This window comes from Sphingomonas sp. NPDC092440, assembly GCF_044754985.1.
Lineage (GTDB): Bacteria > Pseudomonadota > Alphaproteobacteria > Sphingomonadales > Sphingomonadaceae > Sphingomonas.
Map to the genome: position 1 here is coordinate 95580 of NZ_JBIVQA010000009.1, position 20056 is coordinate 115635.

15 protein-coding genes are annotated in these 20056 nt (G+C 69.4%); 4 read left to right on the top strand and 11 right to left on the bottom strand.

Features of this window, described 5'->3' with window-relative positions:
* Positions 1-32: 32 nt before the first annotated feature.
* Entirely contained in the window at positions 33-1946 is a 1914-nt protein-coding gene (locus tag ACIQCS_RS16275; protein WP_345847134.1) for an alpha-L-fucosidase, read from the top strand.
* Between the two features lie 28 nt (positions 1947-1974).
* Positions 1975-2769, top strand: a complete 795-nt coding sequence (locus ACIQCS_RS16280; RefSeq protein WP_345847133.1) for a copper homeostasis protein CutC — start codon at positions 1975-1977, stop codon at positions 2767-2769.
* Positions 2770-2789: 20 nt separating this feature from the next.
* Here the strand turns inward: ACIQCS_RS16280 and ACIQCS_RS16285 are convergent, their stop codons facing one another.
* The 5 genes from ACIQCS_RS16285 to ACIQCS_RS16305 all read right to left on the bottom strand — a co-directional run bounded on the left by ACIQCS_RS16285 (position 2790) and on the right by ACIQCS_RS16305 (position 10412).
* Positions 2790-4031, bottom strand: a complete 1242-nt coding sequence (locus tag ACIQCS_RS16285) for a saccharopine dehydrogenase NADP-binding domain-containing protein (protein WP_345847132.1) — start codon at positions 4029-4031, stop codon at positions 2790-2792.
* A gap of 81 nt (positions 4032-4112) precedes the next feature.
* On the bottom strand, positions 4113-7205 hold the full coding sequence (locus ACIQCS_RS16290; protein WP_345847130.1) for an efflux RND transporter permease subunit: 3093 nt from the start codon (positions 7203-7205) through the stop codon (positions 4113-4115).
* A complete protein-coding gene (locus tag ACIQCS_RS16295; protein ID WP_345847128.1) occupies positions 7202-8269 on the bottom strand; it encodes an efflux RND transporter periplasmic adaptor subunit in 1068 nt (355 codons plus the stop codon). Before ACIQCS_RS16295 ends, ACIQCS_RS16290 begins: the two co-directional genes overlap by 4 nt.
* A 2-nt stretch (positions 8270-8271) precedes the next feature.
* Positions 8272-9729: a TolC family protein gene (locus ACIQCS_RS16300; protein ID WP_345847127.1), complete on the bottom strand. Its 1458-nt coding sequence runs from the start codon at positions 9727-9729 to the stop codon at positions 8272-8274.
* Positions 9729-10412 carry an outer membrane beta-barrel protein gene (locus ACIQCS_RS16305; protein WP_345847124.1) on the bottom strand — a complete coding sequence of 228 codons (684 nt, stop codon included), beginning with the start codon at positions 10410-10412 and terminating at the stop codon, positions 9729-9731. The genes ACIQCS_RS16300 and ACIQCS_RS16305 overlap by 1 nt, the downstream gene beginning before the upstream one ends.
* Before the next feature lie 176 nt (positions 10413-10588).
* On the opposite strand from ACIQCS_RS16305, the gene ACIQCS_RS16310 reads away from it, so the two are divergent.
* Together ACIQCS_RS16310 and ACIQCS_RS16315 are read left to right on the top strand one after the other, a co-directional pair.
* Positions 10589-11284 (top strand): response regulator, encoded by a 696-nt coding sequence (locus ACIQCS_RS16310; RefSeq protein ID WP_345847123.1) that lies wholly within the window; start codon positions 10589-10591, stop codon positions 11282-11284.
* Complete coding sequence (locus ACIQCS_RS16315; protein ID WP_345847121.1) at positions 11269-12438, top strand: HAMP domain-containing sensor histidine kinase; 1170 nt, start codon at positions 11269-11271, stop codon at positions 12436-12438. Before ACIQCS_RS16310 ends, ACIQCS_RS16315 begins: the two co-directional genes overlap by 16 nt.
* Here ACIQCS_RS16315 and ACIQCS_RS16320 read toward each other — a convergent pair.
* The 6 genes from ACIQCS_RS16320 to ACIQCS_RS16345 form a co-directional block, all read right to left on the bottom strand.
* Entirely contained in the window at positions 12435-13787 is a 1353-nt protein-coding gene (locus ACIQCS_RS16320) for an MFS transporter (protein ID WP_345847120.1), read from the bottom strand. The two genes, ACIQCS_RS16315 and ACIQCS_RS16320, sit on opposite strands and share 4 nt — an antisense overlap.
* 24 nt (positions 13788-13811) lie before the next feature.
* Positions 13812-14819 carry a N(4)-(beta-N-acetylglucosaminyl)-L-asparaginase gene (locus ACIQCS_RS16325; protein WP_345847118.1) on the bottom strand — a complete coding sequence of 336 codons (1008 nt, stop codon included), beginning with the start codon at positions 14817-14819 and terminating at the stop codon, positions 13812-13814.
* On the bottom strand, positions 14816-15538 hold the full coding sequence (locus ACIQCS_RS16330) for a copper homeostasis protein CutC (RefSeq protein ID WP_345847116.1): 723 nt from the start codon (positions 15536-15538) through the stop codon (positions 14816-14818). The genes ACIQCS_RS16325 and ACIQCS_RS16330 overlap by 4 nt, the downstream gene beginning before the upstream one ends.
* Positions 15538-17886 carry a GH92 family glycosyl hydrolase gene (locus ACIQCS_RS16335; protein WP_345847114.1) on the bottom strand — a complete coding sequence of 783 codons (2349 nt, stop codon included), beginning with the start codon at positions 17884-17886 and terminating at the stop codon, positions 15538-15540. The genes ACIQCS_RS16330 and ACIQCS_RS16335 overlap by 1 nt, the downstream gene beginning before the upstream one ends.
* A gap of 11 nt (positions 17887-17897) precedes the next feature.
* On the bottom strand, positions 17898-18815 hold the full coding sequence (locus tag ACIQCS_RS16340) for an ROK family protein (protein ID WP_345847112.1): 918 nt from the start codon (positions 18813-18815) through the stop codon (positions 17898-17900).
* A gap of 166 nt (positions 18816-18981) precedes the next feature.
* Positions 18982-19962 carry a LacI family DNA-binding transcriptional regulator gene (locus ACIQCS_RS16345; protein WP_345847111.1) on the bottom strand — a complete coding sequence of 327 codons (981 nt, stop codon included), beginning with the start codon at positions 19960-19962 and terminating at the stop codon, positions 18982-18984.
* Positions 19963-20056: the final 94 nt, after the last annotated feature.

The window sequence follows — 20056 nt, forward strand, 5'->3', positions numbered from 1 at the left end:
TGCCCGCGCCATTCTCGAAAAGGCCCTGACTGATGATCGAGCTTACCCGCCGCGGCTTTGCCGGCATGGGATTGGTGATGGCGGCGGTGCCTGCCCGGGCGAGGGGCCGGGTCGCGCCGCCCGCGCCCTGGGGAGCGACGCCGTCGCCGCGCCAGCTCGCCTGGCACGCGCACGAGATGTTCGGCTTCGTGCATTTCTCGATCAACACCTTCACCGACAAGGAATGGGGCTATGGCGACGAGAGCCCGAGCCTGTTCGATCCGTCGGGTTTCGATCCGGATCAGATCGTCGCGGCGGCGAAATCGGCGGGGATGCGCGGCCTGATCCTGACGGCGAAACATCATGACGGCTTCTGCCTTTGGCCGACGATGCTGACCGAGCATTGCATCCGCAACGCGCCGTACAAGGGCGGCAAGGGCGATATCGTCGGCGAGCTTGCCGGCGCGGTCCGGCGGGCGGGGCTGAAGTTCGGGATCTATCTCTCGCCCTGGGACCGGAACCATGCCGAATATGGCCGGCCGGCCTATATCGACTATTTCCGCAAGCAGGTGGTCGAGCTGTGCACCCGCTATGGCGAGCTGTTCGAATTCTGGTTCGACGGGGCGAATGGCGGCGACGGCTATTATGGCGGCGCCCGCGAAACCCGGAAGATCGATGCGCCGGCCTATTACGACTGGCCCTCGATCGTCGCGCTGGTGCACCGGCATCAGCCGATGGCCTGCACCTTCGATCCGCTGGGCGCGGATGTGCGCTGGGTAGGCAATGAGAAGGGCGTTGCCGGCGATCCGTGCTGGCCGACCATGCCCGATCACCCCTATGTGCAGGCGGAGGGGAATTCCGGCGTCCGGGGTGCACCGCTCTGGTGGCCGGCGGAAACCGACGTCTCGATCCGGCCGGGCTGGTTCTATCACGCCGACGAGGACGGCAAGGTCAAGGATCCGGAGCGGCTGATCCGCCTCTATGACGAGTCCGTCGGTCGCGGCACCAATCTCAACCTCAATATCCCGCCGGACCGGAGCGGGCGGATTCCCGCTGCCGACCAAGCGTCGCTGCGCGCCTTTGGCGACGCCATGCGCGCCACCTTCGCGCGCGACCTGGCCAGGGGCGCCGTTGCGCATGCCAGCGACGAGCGGGGCGCGGCCTTCGCTGCCGGCAAGGTGCTCGATGGCGACCGGAACAGCTATTGGTCGACCCCGGACGCCGCGAAGACCCCGAGCCTTGTGCTCGATCTCGTGCCCGGCACCCTGCTCGACCTCATCCGGCTGCGCGAATATCTGCCGCTCGGCGTCCGCGTGACCAGCTTCGCGGTCGATGCCGAGATCGACGGGCGCTGGCGGACGCTCGCGACCCATAGCTGCATCGGGGCGCAGCGCCTGATCCGGCTTCCCGCGCCGATCCGGCCGCGGCGCCTCCGGCTGCGCATCCTCGACGCGCCAGCCTGCCCGGCGATCAGTGAAGTCGCGCTCTTCCGCCAGGTCGCGCCGTCGCGGCTCGCGACCGTCGTGCCGAGCGATCCGTCGATCCTGCCGCGCGCGCGCTGGACGATCGTCCGCGCGAGCGCCGGCGGTGATCCCCGGCACCTGCTGGACGACGATGCGACGTCGCTCTGGACGGTCCCCGCGCCGGTGCCGGGCCGCCCGGTCGAGGTCGTCATCGATCTGGGTGCAGTGCAGCCGCTCGCCGGCTTCACGCTGACGCCTGCCCGCGAGCCGGACGCCGATGCCGCCCCGCCCCGGGGCTATCGCGTCGAGACGAGCCTCGACGGCCGCGCCTGGGACGCGGGGGGCGAGGGGGAATTCTCCAACATCGCCTATGCGCTCGCGACGCAGCGGATCGCGCTATCGAGCGCCCGGCCGGCGCGCTTCCTTCGCCTCGTCTTCGATGCGGTGGCGGTGCCGGCCCGTGACCTCGCGATCGCGGACATCGGCGCGTTCGGCAAGCGATGACCGTCACGTTTACCGGGCGGGGCCGGCGATGAACGCGCTGCTGGAAATCTGTGTGGACGACGCGGCCGGTATCGACGCCGCGGTGGCGGGCGGGGCCGATCGCCTCGAGCTTTGCGCCAGCCTCGAGCTGGGCGGGCTGACGCCGTCCGCCGCGCTCGTCGAGCGGGCTGTCGCGACGGGATGTCCGGTGCACATGATGATCCGGCCGGTCAGCGGTGATTTCGTGCTCGACGGCGCGGCGATCGCGTTGATGCGCGAAGAGATCCGCCTGGGCGCGTGGTGTGGCGTCGCCGGCGTGGTCCTTGGCGCCACCCGGCCGGAGGGCGGGCTCGATTATGACGCGCTTGCACGCTTTCGCGAGGCCGCGCGTGATGTCCAGCTCGTGCTGCACCGTGCGATCGATCTTGTCGCGGATCCGGTCGAGGCGGTGCGTCGCGTCGCGGCGCTCGGCTATGACAAGGTTCTGAGCTCGGGCGGGGCGTTACGCGCCGTCGACGGAGCAACGACGCTGGCGGGGATGGTCGAGGCGGCCGGAAACGGGCTGTCGATCATTGCCGGATCCGGGGTGACCGCGGACAATGTCGCCTGGCTGCTCGATCATACCGGGGTCAGGGAAGTCCATGCGTCGGCGAGTTCTCCGGGGCCGGCGCCGCACCCCGATGCCATCGGTTTGGGTTTTGCGCGCGGACCGCGGAACAGGACCGACGCCGGTCGCGTGCGTGCGCTGCGCGAAGCGATCGCGCAGTGGAAAAATGCCACGCGAACGGTCGCACCTCATGACCTGCGGCAGGGCGCGGCGCGGAATCGTGGCCTGACCATCTGACGCCGGCGATCTGACGTCGGCTATGCCCGCGCGGCAGTGATGCGGGATCGACCGTCGGGAGGCGAAAGGGTGGCTGTCGTCACGGCTATCGCCGCCGCATCGGTCGATAGCGATGCGCCCTGGCCGTCGACGAGAAATGGCCAGAGCGCGAAGAAAAAGGCTTCGGGATCGATCAGTTGCTCGGGCGTTGCGACGCCGGATCGCTTGATCATCCTCGTGACGATCATGTCGGCCGCGATCACGGCGGGCAGCGCCGTCAGGAAGCCGGTGCCGCCGGGGATCGTGCCGTTCAGCGCCGCGCCGACGACCATTCGCTTTCGCCCCTGCCAGCCTTCCGCCACCGCGCCGAGCGGCGGAAGCCATTTCTTGCCTCGAAGCGCGTCCGAGACGCCGTGATAGACATAGGCCATCGCATCGCCGGGCCTGAAGCGGCCGCGCCGCTCGTCCAGCGATGCGGCGAGCCGGGCCGCGGCCTCGTCGATCGTCAGGCCGTTGGTGCGGACGTCGCGGGCGGCTCTTTCCAGCGCGGCATTCACATAGCCCGAGAAATTCATCACGTTGAGGCATTCCTGCAGCGACGGATATTTGCGCGGCAGCGTGACCGCTTCCGGGTGGCCGACGAGGCGCGTGGAGACCCGGCCTATTCCCGGATAGTCGATCTCGACCCGATCGAGCGGCCGGGCGCTGACGATCCCGCCATCGCGCCAAACGGGGATCGGCATGCTGATCTGTTCGACCCAGTGGCGGAGCGCCGCGGTCACGCCGTTGCCCAGGCTTTCCTTTTCCTCGCCATGACTGCCCCAGAAGGTGAGCAGGCGGTCGGTCCGTTCGAGCTGTGCGGTCGCGTGCACGGCCAGCAGGTTCGAGATGCCGGGACTGGCGCCGCAGCCGATGATGGCGGTGACGCCGGCCGCCCCGGCCGCCGCGTCGAGCGCCAGCATGTCGAGCGTGGGCAGGGGATCGTCGGTCACGTCGACGAAATGGCATCCGGCGGCGATGACTCGCCGCAGCAGCGGCACCGCGAAGCGGCTCGCGGGGCCGATCGTCGATACCACGATGTCGTGCCGGCGCAGTATCGCCTCCAGCGCCGCCGCGTCCTCGATGTCCACCTTCATGCCGCGCGCGCCGCACAGGGAGGCCGCCCGCGCCGCCGCCTCTTGCGACAGGTCCGCGATGGTGACGTCGGAGAAGCCGTGGAAGAGTCTGACGGCCTTTGCAAAGGCCTGGCCGACTTCGCCGGCACCCAGAACAAGCAGTCGCAATTTTCGTCCCCTATTGTCAGGACATGAGAGAGTATGCGCTCGCCGCGAGCGGCGGTCCGGGCGAGCGTGTCGATGCCGTGATCATCGTTGGATCGGCAGGGTTGCGGGCAGGGCCTCGCCCGCGCGCAATGCCGCCACTTCGCTCGGGTCGGGCTGCCGGACGAGCCGGCTGAACCGAGGGGCGAGCCAGCGTTCGAGCGCGTCGATCGCCTCGTAGACGACGGGCACCAGCACCAGCGAGAGCGCGGTGGAGGAGATCAGTCCGCCGATCACGGCGACGGCCATGGGCTGGCGGAATTCCGATCCCTCGCCAATGCCCAGGGCCGTCGGCACCATTCCGGCCGCCATGGCAACGGTCGTCATCACGATCGGCCGGGCGCGCTCGTGGCAGGCTTCAACCAGCGCGGCACGGCGCGGTACGCCGTCCCGTTCGCGCTCGATCGCATATTCCACCAGCAGGATCGAGTTCTTCGCGGCCAGGCCGAGGAGCATCAGGAACCCGATCATCGCCGGCAGCGACAGCGCGAACCCGCCCAGCAACAGCCCCGCGAACGCGCCGCCGACCGCGAGCGGCAAGGCGGTAAGGATCGTGACGGGCTTGAAGAAGGAACGGAACAGCAGGACCAGCACCGCGAAGATCATGCCGATCCCCGCGATCATGGCGCCGATGAAGCCACCGAACAGCTCGGACATCGCTTCGCTGTCGCCATAGAGCTCCTGCCGCACGCCGGCCGGCAGCGCCTTCATGCCCGGCAGCGCCGCTACCGCGTCGGTCGCCTGGCCGAGCGTCAGGCCCGAGAGATCCGCCTGGATCGTCGCCCGGCGCGCGCGGTCGATGCGTTCGATGCGGCCGGGGCCGGTCTCGAAGCCGATATCGGCGACCGCGTCCAGCCGCGTGGTGCCGCCGCCTTCGACCGGCACCCGCAGCGCGGCGATCGTCGCGGGATCCAGGCGCGCGGCGGCCGGCAGCAAGGCGCGGGCCGGGAGGTTGCGCCCGTCGATCGGCAATTTGGCGAGATTGGCGTCGACATCGCCGATCGTCGCGATCCGGGCGGTGTCGGCGATGGCTTCGGCGGTAACGCCCAGGCGAGCCGCCTCGGCGAGGCGCGGCCGGATCACCAGCTCGGCGGAAGCGGGCGGTTCGGCGGGGCGCACGTTGCGCAGCCCGGCGATGCCCTGCATCTCGCGCTGGACGCGCCGGGCGGCGGCCTCCAGCGCGGCCGGCTCGCTGCCGACCAGGATGACCTCGAGATCGGCGGCACCGCCGCCCTGGCCCGCCGGCGTGATGCGAACGTCGCGAACATCGCGCAGCGCGGGCGCCATCCGCCGCTTGAACGCGGCCGCCGTGCCGGCGCGATCCTCCCGGAAGACGACGGTCAGCGCGCCATTGTTCATCATTTCCCCGCCGAAGCGGACAAAGACCGATGCGACGTCCGGATCGCCCTTCAGGATCCGCGTCGCCTCGCCGCTGGCCCGGTCGAGGTCCGCGCGGGTCGATCCCGGCGCGGCGACCATGTTGAACACCATGTTCTTCGGATTGCTCTCCGGGATGAAGGCGGTCGGCAGCAGCGAAGCCAGGCCCAGCGATCCGGCGAAGAACAGGAAGGCGAGCAGGATGGACATGCCGGGATGATCGAGCGCCCAATCGAGGATGCGGCGATACCAGCCGGCCATCGGCGGGCGCGCGTGCGGGGTCCGCGCCGGCACCAGCAGATAGGCGCACATCAGCGGCGTCAGCAGGCGGGCGACCAGCAGCGAGAAGAGCACCGCCACCGCGACCGTGATGCCGAACTCGCGGAAATACTGCCCGACGACACCGCCCATCAGCGAGACCGGCAGGAAGACGACGACGATCGCGAAGGTGGTGGCGATGACGGCAAGGCCGATCTGGTCCGCCCCGATCATCGAGGCGCGATAGGGGCTCTCGCCACCTTCGATCCGCTTCTCGATATTCTCGATCTCGACGATGGCGTCGTCGACGAGGATGCCGATCACCAGCGTCAGCGCCAGCAGCGAGACCATGTTGAGCGTGAACCCGAGCGCCAGCATGACGGCGAAGGTGGGCAGGAGCGAGATCGGCATGGCGACGGCCGCGATCAGCGTCGATCGCCAGGTGCGCAGGAACAGCCAGACGACCAGCGCCGCCAGCGCCATGCCCTCGACCAGCACCTCGATCGTCGCGGAGAATTCGGCGCGCGTCTCGTCCGCGCTGGACACGATCCGGGTAAAGCGCACGCCGCGGCCCTCGCGCGCCAGCTTCTCGATCGCGGCATTCGCCGCGTCCTCGACGCTGATGTCGCTTGCGGGCTTGGTCTTCATGACCTCGAAGCCGATCACCGGCCGCCCGTCGAGCCGTGCGAAGGATCGCGGTTCGGCGGCGCCGTCACCGATTTCCGCCACGGCGGACAGCGGCACGCTGCGCCCCTCGCCGAGCGGCAGTTCGACGGCACGGAGCGCTTCGGCGCTGCGCGGCGATGCGAGGACGCGCACCGTCTCCTCGCGCTCGCCGAGCTCCACCCTTCCGCCGGCATTGTCCCCCAGCGTGGCGCGCAGCGCCTGGCTGACCTGCGCGGCGGTCAGGCCATGGGCGGCCAGGCGCTCGGGCAGCAGCGAGACGGTGATCTCGCGGTTGACGCCGCCCAGCCGGCGGATCGACGAGACGCCCGGCACCGCCTGGAGCGTCCGGGCGACGCGATCGTCGACATACCAGGACAGGTCGACGTCGGACATCGGCGCGGCGACCGCGAAGGTCAGCACCGGAACGGCATCGATATCGACTCGTTCCACCACCGGCGGATCGATGCCGCGCGGCAGATCGGCCCGGATGCGGTCGATCGCGGTGCGAACTTCGTCGATCGCCTTTTGCTGGTTCTCGCCGATCCTGAACTCGACAAGGGTGGCCGAATGGCCGTTGGTGACGGTGGAGAAGACGTGCTTCACGCCCGGAATGCCGGCGACCGCATTTTCGGCGACACGGGCGACCTGGGTCTCCAGCTCCGCCGGAGCCGCGCCGCTCTGCGTCACGTTGACGGCGACGATCGGGAAAGAGGTGTCGGGCAGCTGTTTCACCGGCAGCGCGAGATACGCCCAGATGCCGGCCAGGGTGAGCAGCGCGAAGAGGACGCAGACCGGAATCGGGTTGCGGATCGACCAGGCGGAGACGGCGAGGTTCATGGCCGGCCTTCCACCGGCTTGACGATCTGGCCGGGCACGACCAGGGCGCTCCCGCCGAGCAGGACCGCGGTGCCCGGAGGCGGCCCGTCCAGCAGCTCCACCATCCCGCTGCCCCGCGCGCCCGTGCGCACCGGCACGCGCGCGACGCGGCCGGCCTTGTCCACCGTCATCACCGACGGCCCGCCCTCATAGGAAAGCGCGCGCTGCGGGACGGACCGGACGGCCCGCGCCTCGCCCGCGATCGAGGCGGTCGCGAAACCGCCGAGGCGCAGACCCGGATGGAAAGGCAGCAGAATGCGGACCCGGCCGAGGCGCGTAGCGGGGTCGATCCGTTCGCCGAGCCGCCGGACGGTGCCCGTCAGCTGCCTGCCGGATGCCAGGGTCACTGCGGCCGCCGTGCCGGGTGCGAGCCTGGACAGGAGATGCTCGGGTGCTTCGGCATCGAGCTCGAACAGGCCGTCCCGGGCGATGCGGAAGGGCGGCTCGGTACCGGTTCCCGCAACGTCGCCGGGGCGCAGGGAGCGCTGGACGATGATCCCCGATACCGGGCTGCGCAGCGTCAGCCGGCCGCGGCGCACGACGATCTCGCGCAACGCCGCCTGGGCCGATTGCAATTGCGCCTGCGCGGCGCGTGCCTCGAAGCCGCGCTGCACGATCGTCTCGTCGGCGATCACGCCGCGGCCGGTGAGATCGGCAACGCGGAGATGCTCGGATCGCGCCCGCTCTGCGGCGACCTGCGCGCTGGTGCGTTGCGCCTTAAGGCGGGCTTCCTCGCTGGCCAGCAGCGCGCCGTCGAGCAGCGCCACTGGCTGGCCGCGACGCACCTGGTCGCCCTCTTCGGCCAGGACCCGCAGCACGCGATAGCCCGACAGCTCGGGCAGGATCGCGGCTTCCTCGCGCGCGACGATGGTTCCCGAGATATCGACGGCCGCGCTGACCGGCCGGAGCGCCACGCGCGTGATGCCGACGCTCGGCGGCGCTTCCGGCTCGTCGGCGCGGGGCGGCTCCTTCGCGCAGGCGGAGAGCGTCAGCGCGATGGCGGTGACGAATATGGGCCGTTTCATCATCATTCCCCGGAAGGTGGCGCGGCACCCGGCGAGGCCTGCCAGCCGCCGCCGAGTGCACGGAATACGGTGACGGCGCGGCGGAGTGTCTCCGCGCGCGCCGTGGCGGTGGCGAGGTGCGCGGCGCTGCGGGCGCGCTGCGTCTCGAGCAGCGTGGGAAGATCGTTCAGTCCGTGCGCGAAGCGCAGCCGGTCGGCCGCATAGGCCTCGTCGGCGCGAACTTCCGCGCGCGCCAGGAGGGCGAGGCGGGCACGATCTCCCGCCAGCCGGATCAGGGACTGGTCGGCTTCGGAAAAGGCCGTCTGGACCGCTTGTTCATAGGCGATGACGGCCTGTTCGGCGCGGGCGCCCTCGGCGCGCATCTGGGCGAGCAGCCGGGCCCGGTCGAGGATCGGCATCGTGAGCCCGGCGCCCAGCGTCCAGAAGGCGCTGACGGCATTCAGGCCGCCGCCGCGCGTGGCGGTGAGCCCTGCGCCGGGGTTGAGCGTCAGGCGCGGAAAGAGCTCCAGGCGCTGGAGTTCGGCGCGCGCGCTCGCGGCGCGAAGGCGCTGCTCGGCTTCCCGCACGTCGGGGCGGCGTTCCAGCAACATGCCGGGAAGGGCCGCGGGCGGCTGGGGCGGGAGATCGAGGCGGGCATGGATCGGCAGGGTATCGAGCGGCTTGTCGGCTTCGCCCAGCAGGACCAGGATCGCGCGCTTCGTCGCGGCGAGCTCGGCCTCCAGCTGGGTGGCTTGCGCCTCGGCCTGCGCGACATCGGCGTCGATCCGCGCCACATCGGCGTTCGCGGCAAGGCCGCGCTCGGCGCGCGTGCGCATAGCCGACAGGATCCCCTGCTGGATCGCCAGCGTCTCCCGCGCCGCTTCGGCCTGCGCGGCGAGGCCGCGCGCCGCGAACAGGGCATCGGCCAGGTCGGCGGCGAGCTTCGCCCGCGTCCCTTCCTGCACGAAGCGGGCGGCTGCGAGATCGGCGTCCGCCGCAGCCCGGGCGACGCCGCGCCGACCGAGCAGATCCAGCTCCCAGGAGAGATTGAAGGTTGGCGACGCAGCCGCGACCGTCGCTCCCGAGGTTACCGATGTGCCGCCGGGGCCGCCGATCAGCACGTCCGGACCGGACAGGCTCTCGCTGCGCTGCACCCCGCCGGTAACCTGCAAATCCCCCTGGACCCGGAAGGGGGCGAGCGCGGCCCGGCGGATCGCCTGGGCTTCGCGCAGGCGCGCCAGGCCGAGCCGGACATCGGCGTTGGCGCGCAGCCCGCGCGCGACGAGATCGTCCAGCTGCGCGTCGCCGAACATCGTCCACCACCGATCCAGCGCCGCCGGCTCCGGAGCGGGATCCGCAGCCATGGCCTCGAAGCGCGCGGGCAGGGGCGCGACGGGGCGCCCGATCTCGAGGCTGGGCGCACATCCCGCCGTCGCGAGGACGGCGGGAAGCAATACCGACGGGATGCGGCCGCCCTGCATCAGAAGGCCTGGCGGATTCCGAGCATCGCGGACCAGCCCGACAGGCGCGGACGGAATTCCGTCTTGGTCGTGCCGTTGAAGCCGTCGAAGCGCAGCGACGAGGTTCGGGAATAGCGCGCACCCAGCTCGATGGTGGTCGACTGGGTGGCCGCGATGCCGACGCCGGCGTCGAGGTGCCAGTTGAAGCCCCAGTCCTTGTCCGAATAGCGGCTGCCGGTGGCGGGCGAACCGCTCAGGCGGCTCAGGCGCGAGCTCACGCGCGACAGGCCGACGCCGCCGCCGACATAGGGCGCCACATGCGCGCTCATCGGAATGTCGAAATAACCCGCCGCGCCGATGGTGAGCGCCTTGGTCCGGCCGTCCGCGGTGAAGCCGCCGGTGGACGCCTTCTTCTTGTCGACGCCAGCGGTGGTGTAGCCGACCGTGCCTTCGAGGCGGAACGGACCGGCGTCATAGCCGATGCCGAGCTCGCCGTTGAAGCCGCGCTTGTAGTCGGTGTCGCGCTGGATGGTGGTCCCGGCGGTGGGGTTGTTCCGCAGGCGGGCGTCGGTGTCGATGGACAGGCCCGCCCGCGCCACGCCGTAGATGCCGGTCGACTGGTCATCCTGCGCGGCCGCGGGAGTCACGCCGGCCGCGGCGATTGCGAGCGCGGCGATCGCGCAGTGACGGAAAGCGGGTACCATGAAAATCTCCTGTCTGCCGAGGCGGCATGATCGCCGCGTCGCAATCCTCTCTCCGGCAGATCGATGGAGCCTTATGGAGGATTCGATGGAGGCTTGATGGAGGGACGCGAGTCAGGCGGTTGCCGTCTCCACGGGACCTACATAATCGGCGACTATGACCAGCCGCAGGAGGTACGATGAGCGGCAGGATATTGATCGTCGAGGACGAGCGGGAGATTGGCGACATACTGGCGCTCTATCTCGACAAGGGCGGCTATCAGACGCAGCGCGCCTTCTCGGTGTCCGAGGCGATCAGGCTGCATGCGCAGTTCCGGCCGGACCTGGTGCTGCTCGATATCGGGCTTCCGGGCGGCGACGGCCTGGAGGTGCTCACCACCATCGGCAATCGCGCGGGCACGCCGGTCATCATGGTCACCGCGCTCGATGACGACGGCTCGAAGCTGTCGTCGCTGCGGATGGGCGCCGACGACTATGTGGTGAAGCCGTTCAACCCGGCCGAAGTGGTCGAGCGCGTGCGTGCGGTGCTCCGCCGCGCGCAGGGGACGAGCCCGAGCCGGACGATCAGCATCGGCAGCCTGGTCGTGGACCTCAACGCCCATGCCGTGCTGCGCCGGGCGGATGACGGGAGCGGGCTCGAGCGCCTGCCGCTGACGCCCACCGAGTTCCAGATCTTCGCGCACATGGCGCGCCAGCCGCGCCGCGCCTTCACCCGCATGGAATTGCTGGACGCGGCATCGCCCGACAGCGACGCCTATGACCGGGTGGTGGATTCGCACCTGTCGAAATTGCGGGCCAAGCTGAATGCGGTCGGATGCGGCGACATGATCGAGCCGGTGCGCGGGGTGGGATATCGCCTGTGGCCCGAGCGCTGAACCGCATCGTCACGCGCGTCTGGCTGCTTGCCGGCATGATGACGCTCATCACGATCGTGATGAGCGTCGCCGTCTATTACGGCGCCACCGTCCTCCGGCTCCACCAGATCGGCGACAGCATGCCGCCCAAGGCGCGCGCGGAGTTCGAGCGGCTGGTCCGCACGGGACAGACCGACAGCGATCGGTTCTTCGATCTCCACGAGCAATATTCGGGTGCGCTGATCCTGCCGAGCGACTGGCTGTTCTTGGCGTTGATCGGCATCGTCTCGACCAGCGTCGGCGGCGGCATCGCCTATGTCTTCGCGCGCAGGATCAGCGCGCCGATCAGCGCGGTCAGCCTTGCCGCGAGCCAGGTGGCGGAGGGCGAGCGCGGCGTGCGGGTGGCGGCGGCCGGCCTGGCGGGGGAGACTGCCGAGCTGGTCGACAGCTTCAACCGGATGGCTGCCGATCTCGAGGCCTATGAGCGCGAGCGCAAGATCCTGACCGCCGGCATCGCGCACGAGCTGCGGACGCCGCTCACCATCCTCAAGGGGCGCCTCCACGGGCTGAGCGACGGCTTCATCGATCCGAGCACGGACGAGCCGGAACGCCTGCTGCGCCAGGTCGAGCAATTGTCGCGCATCGTCGAGGATCTTCGCACGCTGGCCCATGCCGATGCCCATGTCCTCGAACTGGATCTGCGGGTGATCGACCTTGCCCGGGTCGCGCAGCTCGCGATCCTCGACCTTGGCCCGGAAGCCGAAGCGGCGGGGCTGACGATCGGCGAGGCCTGCCGGCCCGTGCGGGTCCGGGCAGACCCGGTGCGGATGCGCCAGGTCGCGATGAACCTCATCAGCAACGCCATCCGCCATGGCGCGGACGGCGACCGGATCGAAGTGGCGGTGATGATCGAGGGCGGCGTCGCCGTCCTTCGCGTTTCCGACGAGGGCAGGGGCTTCGAGGAAGGCGACGAGCACCGTCTCTTCATGCCCTTCTGGCGGGCGGCAAGGTCCCAGGTCGCGGTGCGCTCCGGCAGCGGTCTCGGGCTGGCGCTCACCGCGAAGCTGGTCGAGGCGCATGGCGGGCGCATCGTCGCGGCGAACCGATCCGATCGCTCGGGAGCATGTTTCATCGTCCATCTGCCGCTGCACGACGGATCGCCGGGCGCCGGCTAATGGAGCATGATCGCTACCTGCTCGGCGCGGGGCAGCTTCGGCTTGCGTGCCGCGGCAAGGGCGAATGCGCAGAGCGTGGCGTAGCACAGCGCGGGGACGACGAACGCCGTCGCATAGCTGCTGCGCTCCGAGACCAGGCCGACGAGCAGGGGCAGGAAGGCCCCGCCGACGATCGCGGTGCAGAGCAGGCCCGAGGTGGCTTCCTCGCTTGCGGTGGAACGTTCGAGCGTGAGCGTGAAGATCACCGGGAACATGATCGAGTTGAACAGGCCGATGCTCAGCGCGACGAAGCCGGCGGTGACGCCGCCGACCGCGAAGACATAGAGGCACATCGCGGCGGCAATGGCGGTGAACAGCGCCAGCAGCCGGTGCGCCTTGACCAGGATGAGCAGGACCGAGCCGATCAGGCGGCCGACCATCGCGCCGCCCCAGTAGAAGGCGACGGCCTTGCCGGCTTCCTGGAGCGAGACGCCCGGAATGCCGTCGCTGCCCATCGTATAGCCGAGCAGCGGCACCCCGAACGCGGCGTCAGAATGGCCCCACACCGCGTTGGAATTGAGGAACAGCGCCATCTGCGTGCCGATCGCCACTTCGGCGCCGACATAGAGGAAGATCGCGATGCCGCCGAACATCGCCCAGCGCGACGAGAAGGCGTCGGCGATCAGGCTGCCGATCCCCCGGCGCCCGGCCGTGGAGAGCGGCGGCGCCGCTCCGGCCACCACGCTGCGGCTCAGCCAGAAGAACAGCGTCAGCGCAGCGATCAGGCCGCAGATCCAGAAATAGGCGGAGTCGATCCCGGCCAGCGCGCTCGCGCGGACCTCCTTCGTGACGATCGCCCCGTCCTTCACTTCGATGCCGGCCAGGAACAGGTGGGCTCCGAGCAGCGGCCCGATGAACGTCCCCAGCGAGTTGAAGGTCTGGCTGAGCGTCAGGCGCAGATGGCTATGGCGCGGATCGCCCAGCGCCGCCGCGAGGGGGTTGGCCGCGACTTGCAGGATGGTGATGCCGCTCGCCAGGATGAAGAGCCCGAGCAGGACCAGCGTGAACACCGCGAGATTGGCGGCCGCGAGCATCACCAGGCATCCGGCGATCATCATGCACAAAGCGGCCAGGATGGTCGGGATCGGCTTCAGGCGCGCGAGCAACGCCGCGGCCGGGAACGACATCACGCCATAGGCTGCGAAAAAGGCGAAAGCCGCCGCCTGGGCCTGGAAGTCGGTCAGGGTGAAGATGCCCTTCACCGCCGCGACCAGCGGGTCGATCAATGAGGTGATGAACCCCCAGGCGAAAAACAGGCACGTCACGATGGCATAGGCCGCCGTCACGCCAACCGATTGCTTCGTCGTCATGTATTCTCCCCCGAATTCCTGTTTCTAGCGTATGCCGGCCAGGCTGTCGGACGGCAGCAGCTGGGTTTTGCCGGAGAGCCGGGTCACGGCGTAGGTAAAGCCCGGCAGCAGCGCATAGGCGCCCACTTCGCCGGCCGCGCTCAGTGCCAGGAAGCCGACCTGCAGCCCCTGGATGGCATCGCCGCGCAGGCGGGCGATATACTCGACCGCCTCCCGGCAGGCGGCCTGGGGCGAGAGGCCGGCGCGCATCGACGCGACCACGCGCGCGGTGCCGACGATGCGAGTGACTTCCTCGCCCACGCCGGTGGAGGTGGCGCCGCCGACGCCGCGCTCGACATAGAGGCCATGCCCCGCGAACGGCGAATCCCCGACGCGGCCGTGCATCTTATAGGCCATGCCGGAGGTCGTGCAGGCGCCCGCCATGCGCCCGTCCGCCGAACGCGCGAGCAGGCCGAGCGTGTCGTGGTTCAGCGCCGAGCCCGGCGGCCCCGGCAGCTGGTTCTCGATATTGGCCTGGGGCTTGTACTGCGCGGTCTTCAGCCATTCGCGCCATGCCTTCTCGGCCTCGGGCGTCAGCAGCTTCGCCGTCTTCATCCCGTGCTCGATCGCAAGGCGCCGCGCGCCTTCGCCCACCAGCATCGTATGCGGCGTCTTCTCCATGACCAGCCGGGCGACGGAGATGGCGTGGACGATGTCCTCGAGCGCCGCCACCGCGCCGATATGGCCCGCATCGTCCATGATGACGGCATCCAGCGTCACGCGCCCGTCGCGGTCGGGATAGCCGCCGAGGCCGACCGAGTGGTTCGCCGGATCCGCCTCCGGCACCCGCGCGCCGGCCTCGACCGCGTCGATCAGCGATCCGCCCGCATTGAGGCGGGCGAGCGCCGCCGCGTTCGCCGCGGCGCCGAAGTCCCAGGTGGAGACCATCGCGACCGGGTCGCTTCCCCGCACAAAGGCGGAGCTTGCGCCGGCAAAGGTCGCGGTCGTCACGCCGATGGCCATGGCGGTGCGGCGAGTCACTGCTGTCGTCATGCGCTCTCCTCGATGGCGGCGCGCAGCCGGCGGATCAGGGCTGCGCTGGTTCTGCGCCGGGGGCCGGCCGAAAAGCCCATCGCCACGCTGCGTGGATCGGGACGCCCCGGCTCGCTCGCGGAGCCGTGCACCTCGCGCACGCCGCTCACGCGCGCGATCCGTGCCACATTGTCGGGAGTGAGGCCCGAGCCGGCGATGACGGACAGCCTGCCGTCCGCCGCGTCCACCATCCTCGCAAGCGTGAGGGCACCGGCCAGCGCGGTCGCTTCCTGGCCCGAGCTGAGGATCTTGTCGAAGCCCAGCGCGCAGGCTTCCTCGACCGCGGCGATCGGATCGGGAACGAGGTCGATCGCCCGGTGCAGCACGAGCGCGGCATCGCGGGCGACCATGCGGAACCGGGTGAGCGCGCGCGAATCCAGCGTGTCGTCCGGGCGCAGCGCCCCGACCACCACGCCGGCGGCACCGAGCGCGAGCGCATGCCGAATGTCCTCGGCCATCAGCGCCAGCTCGTCCGTATCATAGACGAAGTTTCCGGCGCGGGGGCGGATCATCGCATGGACCGGAATGCCCGTCGCCACGGCGCGTTCGATCAGGGCCGGGGAGGGCGTGAGGCCGCCCAGCTCGAGCGCGCCGCACAGCTCGATCCGGTCGGCGCCGCCCATAGCCGCCGCGGCGATGCCCGCGGCATCGTCGACGCAGATCTCTAGCGTGACAGCCATCAGCGCTTGCCCCGGCCGCTCATCGAGAAGGGCGCGGCGCCGGGGCCGGTGCCCCATGCCTGGTTCGGCCGCGGCCCCATCTCGAAGCGCAGCGTGCCGCCGGCCATGATCTCGTCATGGCCCAGCCAGGTGCGGTTCAGCGGCTGGCCATTGAGCGTGGCGGACTGGATATAGACGTTCGCGGCGCTGTTCCCCGGAGCCTCGATGGTGAAGGTCCGGCCATTCTCCAGCGCCAGCGCGACATGGCGGAACAGGGGCGAGCCGATCACATATTGGTTCGCGCCCGGCGTCACCGGATAGAAGCCGAGCGCGCTGAACACATACCAGGCCGAGGTCTGGCCATTGTCCTCGTCGCCCGGATAGCCGTCGGGCGCGCTCGAATAGAGCTTGCGCATCACTTCGCGGACCCGTGCCTGCGCCTTCCAGGGCTGGCCGGCATAATTGTAGAGATAGATCATGTGCTGGATCGGCTGGTTGCCATGGGCATAATTGCCCATGTCGACGATCTGCATCTCGCGGATCTCGTGGATCGTGAAGCCGTAATAGCTGTCGTCGAACTTGGGCGGGCTGTCGAACACGCTGTCCAGCTTCGCGGCAAAGGCCTGGTCGCCGCCCATCAGCGCGATCAGACCCTGCACGTCCTGGAACACCGACCAGCTATAGTGGAGGCTGTTGCCCTCGGTGAAGGCGTCGCCCCATTTGAGCGGGTTGAAGGGAGACTGGAAGCTCCCGTCCCGGTTGCGGCCGCGCATCCACCCGCTCTCGGCATCGAACAGCTTGCGATAGTTCTGCGCCCGGCTCGCGAACAGGGCGGCGTCGCGGGGCTTGCCGAGTGCCGTCGCGAGCCGCGAGATGGTGAAATCGGCATAGGCATATTCGAGCGTGCGCGCGGCATTCTCGTTGATGCCGACATCGTAAGGGACGTAGCCGAGCCGGTTGTACCAGTCGACGCCTTCGCGGCCGACCGAGCTGATCGTCTTGCCTTCTCGCGACTTCGGCCGGCCCTGGTCGGTGTCGGCATTCTTGCGGATCGCTTCGTAGAGCTTGGCGATGTCGAAGCCGCGAATGCCCTTGAGATAGGCGTCGGCGATGTTCACTGCCGAGTTCGAGCCGATCATCACGTCGCGGTGGCCGGGGCTGGCCCATTCGGGCAGCCAGCCCGATTCGTCATAGGTGTTGGCGAGCCCCTGCATGATCTGGCCGTCAAGCTCGCGGTGCATCAGCGCGAACAGCGGGAAGACCGCGCGGAACGTGTCCCAGAAGCCGTTGTCGGTGAACATCGGGCCGGGATGCACCTTGCCGTCATAGGGGCTGTAGTGGATCGTCCGTCCGTCCGCGTCGACCTCGTGGAACATGCGCGGAAAGAGCATGGTGCGATAGAGCGCCGAATAGAATGTGCGCTTGGCGTCGATATCCGGGTCCTCCACCCTGTACCGGCCGAGCAGGGCGTTCCATTGGTCCCTGGCCTTGGCCTCGGTGGCCTCGAAGCTGTCCTTGCCGATCTCGCGCTCCAGGTTGAGCACGGCCTGTTCGGGGCTGACGAACGAGGAGGCCACGCGAACATGGACCTGCTCGCCCTTGCGCGTCTTGAACCCGATGATCGCGCCGACATGCTGCCCCTCGGCCTGGGGGACGCCGGGGTTGCGCTTCCAGCCGTCCCCCCAGGTCTCGGCGACGTCGAAATCGTGATCGAACTCGGCGACGAACCAGTTGTGGAAATTGCCCGGAACGCCGCCATGGTTGTTGCGCGCATAGCCGATGATCCGGCGTTCCCCGGGCAGGATCTTGACCATCGAGCCCATGTCGAACCCGTCGAGCAGGATCCAGCTCTGCTCGCTCTTGGGGAAGGTGAAGCGGAAATGCGCCGCCCGCGCCGTCGCGGTGACCTGGGCCGTCACGTCGTAGTCGGCGAGATACACGCCGTAGCGATAGGGCCGCGCCGTCTCCGCCTTGTGCGAGAACCAGGATTGGCGCTCGTCTTCCTTGAACTTGAGCGGACCGGTGAGCGCCATCAGCGAGAAGGCGCCGTAATCGTTGAGCCATGGGCTCGGCTGATGGGTCTGCTTGATGCCGCGGATCTTGTGGTCGCCGTAGCGATAGGTCCAGCCGTCGCCCATCTTGTTGGTCATGGGCGTCCAGAAGTTCATGCCCCATGGCACGGCGATCGCCGGATAGGTGTTGCCATAGGACAATTCGAAGGACGAATCGGTCCCGGTGAGCGGGTTGGCGAGATCGGCATAGTCAGGTGCCTGCTGTGCTCCGAGCGGAACCGGAAGCAGGGCCAGGGCAAGCCCCAGCATAGGTATCGCAACTCGCCCCATCCGCATCGTCTCCCTATCCTTTCGCATCGGGGCCTTGCTCACCGGCGCGGGAGCCGGGTTCGCGCCTCGGCCCAGAAGGCGGGGGTGAACATCTGGCCCGCGCCGACAATGGCCGCGTCTTCGGTATTCTCGTGGATCAGGATCGGTATGGCCACCTCGCATGCGGCGAGCCCCTGGCGCAGGGTGGGCGCGAAAAGGTCGAACGCCCCGGCGATGCGCCCGCCGAGCATGATCGTCTCCGCACCGAACCCGCGCGCCCAGGGCGCGACGATCGCGGCGAGATTAGCGCCATATTCCGCGAAGATTCCCCGCAGGGCTTCGTCCTGTCGCGCCTCGGCGGCCATTCTGGCCACGCTTTCCTGGGGCCGGCCGCTCTGCCTTGCCGCCTCGGTCAGAAGCCAGCGGGAGGAGACATAGTCATCGGCGATCCCGTGCTTGAACGGCATGTTCCAAAGGCATCCGCCGGGGGGCACCGCGCCCGGCTCCTCCTCGATCACCGGGATGCCGCGATCGAGGAACGCCGCGCCGAGCCCGGTGCCGAGCGTGATCGCGAGCACCCGCGCGCTGTCTCCCGTCGCGCCCATCGCCACGCAGCCGACCGCGAAGGCAGTCGCGTCGTTCAGGAAGCGGATTTCGCGCGAGGCGGGCAGGCGGCGCTGCAGCTCTTCGCGCACATTGACGCCGTAGAGGCTCTGGAACTTGCCATTGCCTTCGAAAAAGGCGGTGCCGGTGCGATAGTCGAACGGGCCCGGCATCGCGATGCCGACGCCGGTGACCTGATCGGTGTCCGGCGCGATCGTGGTGATCAGGTGCGCCCAGGCATCGAGCAGTTCCGCGCTGGCGGCGCCGCTGCGCGTCTCGCTATGCCGGTAGCTCTTGACGAGGATCCCGTGCCCCTGCCGGTTCAGCAGCGCGCCGGCGACGTGGTGACCGCCGATATCCAGTCCGACGATCATGCCATGCCTCTCCCCCCTGGACCCGTTGTGCCGCGCGACGCGGTCGTTGCGCGAAATGTAATCCATTACATCTTGCGAGGCCAGCCTTATTTGCGGGCAGGTGGTCGAAATGGCTGCGGGCGGTGCCCGGACGGGCTTTCGGCACCATAAGCGGGTGCCGGCGCGTTCATCCGCTGCTCTCGCGCACGACCAGGGTATGCGGAAGAATGTGCACGGCCTCGTCCCGTGCCTTGTCCTCGATCCAGTCGATCAGCAGCTCGCAGGCCTTGGCGCCCATTTCGGCGGCCGGCTGGCGGACGGTGGTGAGCGCCGGCGTGGAGTGGGCGGCGAAATCGATGTCGTCGAAGCCGGTGACCGCGATGTCCGAAGGGACGGAGACGCCGAGCGCCGCGAGCGCCTGGATCGCGCCGATGGCCATTTCGTCGTTGATGCTGACGATCGCGGTGGGGCGCGGAGTCATTGCGAGAATCTCGCGCGCGGCCTCGAAGCCGGACTGCATCCTGAAGCTGCCATGGAGGACGAGCGCCGGATCGAAGGCGATGCCGGCCGCCTCGAGCGCCTGGCGATAGCCCTTGAGGCGATCGATGGCATGGGCATTGGCCTGCGGCCCGCTGATCGCCGCGATCCGGCGATGGCCGCGGGCGATCAGGTGCGCAACGACTTCGCGCATCGCGCCGACATTGTCGATCCGCACCGACGGCGCTTCCGTCAGTTCGCAGCCACAGGCATGGACGATGGGATAGGGCGCCCGGCGGCTGTCGGCCGGCGCATAGTCGGGGCTGAGCTGGATCACGCCGTCCGCCAGCCGCGTCTCGACCAGCCGGGCATAATGTTCCTCGCGCTCGGCCGAATCGCGCGTATCGCCGAGCAGCACCGAATAGCCGCGCTTCCACGCGGTCGCCTCGATGCCGGCGGTGACGTTGGCGAAGAAGGGATTGGCGATGCCCGGCACCAGCACCAGCAAGGTGAAGGACTTGTCGGTACGCAGGTTGCGCGCGAGCATGTTCGGCCGGTAGTTCACGGCCTCGACCGCCTTGAACACTTTCGCGCGAGTCTTCTCGGTCACCTTCTCCGGCTCGCGGAGCGCCCGCGACACGGTCGCCGTCGAAAGCCCGGCGGCACGGGCTACGTCAAGGATGGTGGTCATCGCCGTGTGATTGCCCTTCGCACTTCCCGCATCCATCCGCTCCCCATTGCCCGATCCCGCGCCGTTCGTGACGAAAGAGGGCGATGGCCGGCCC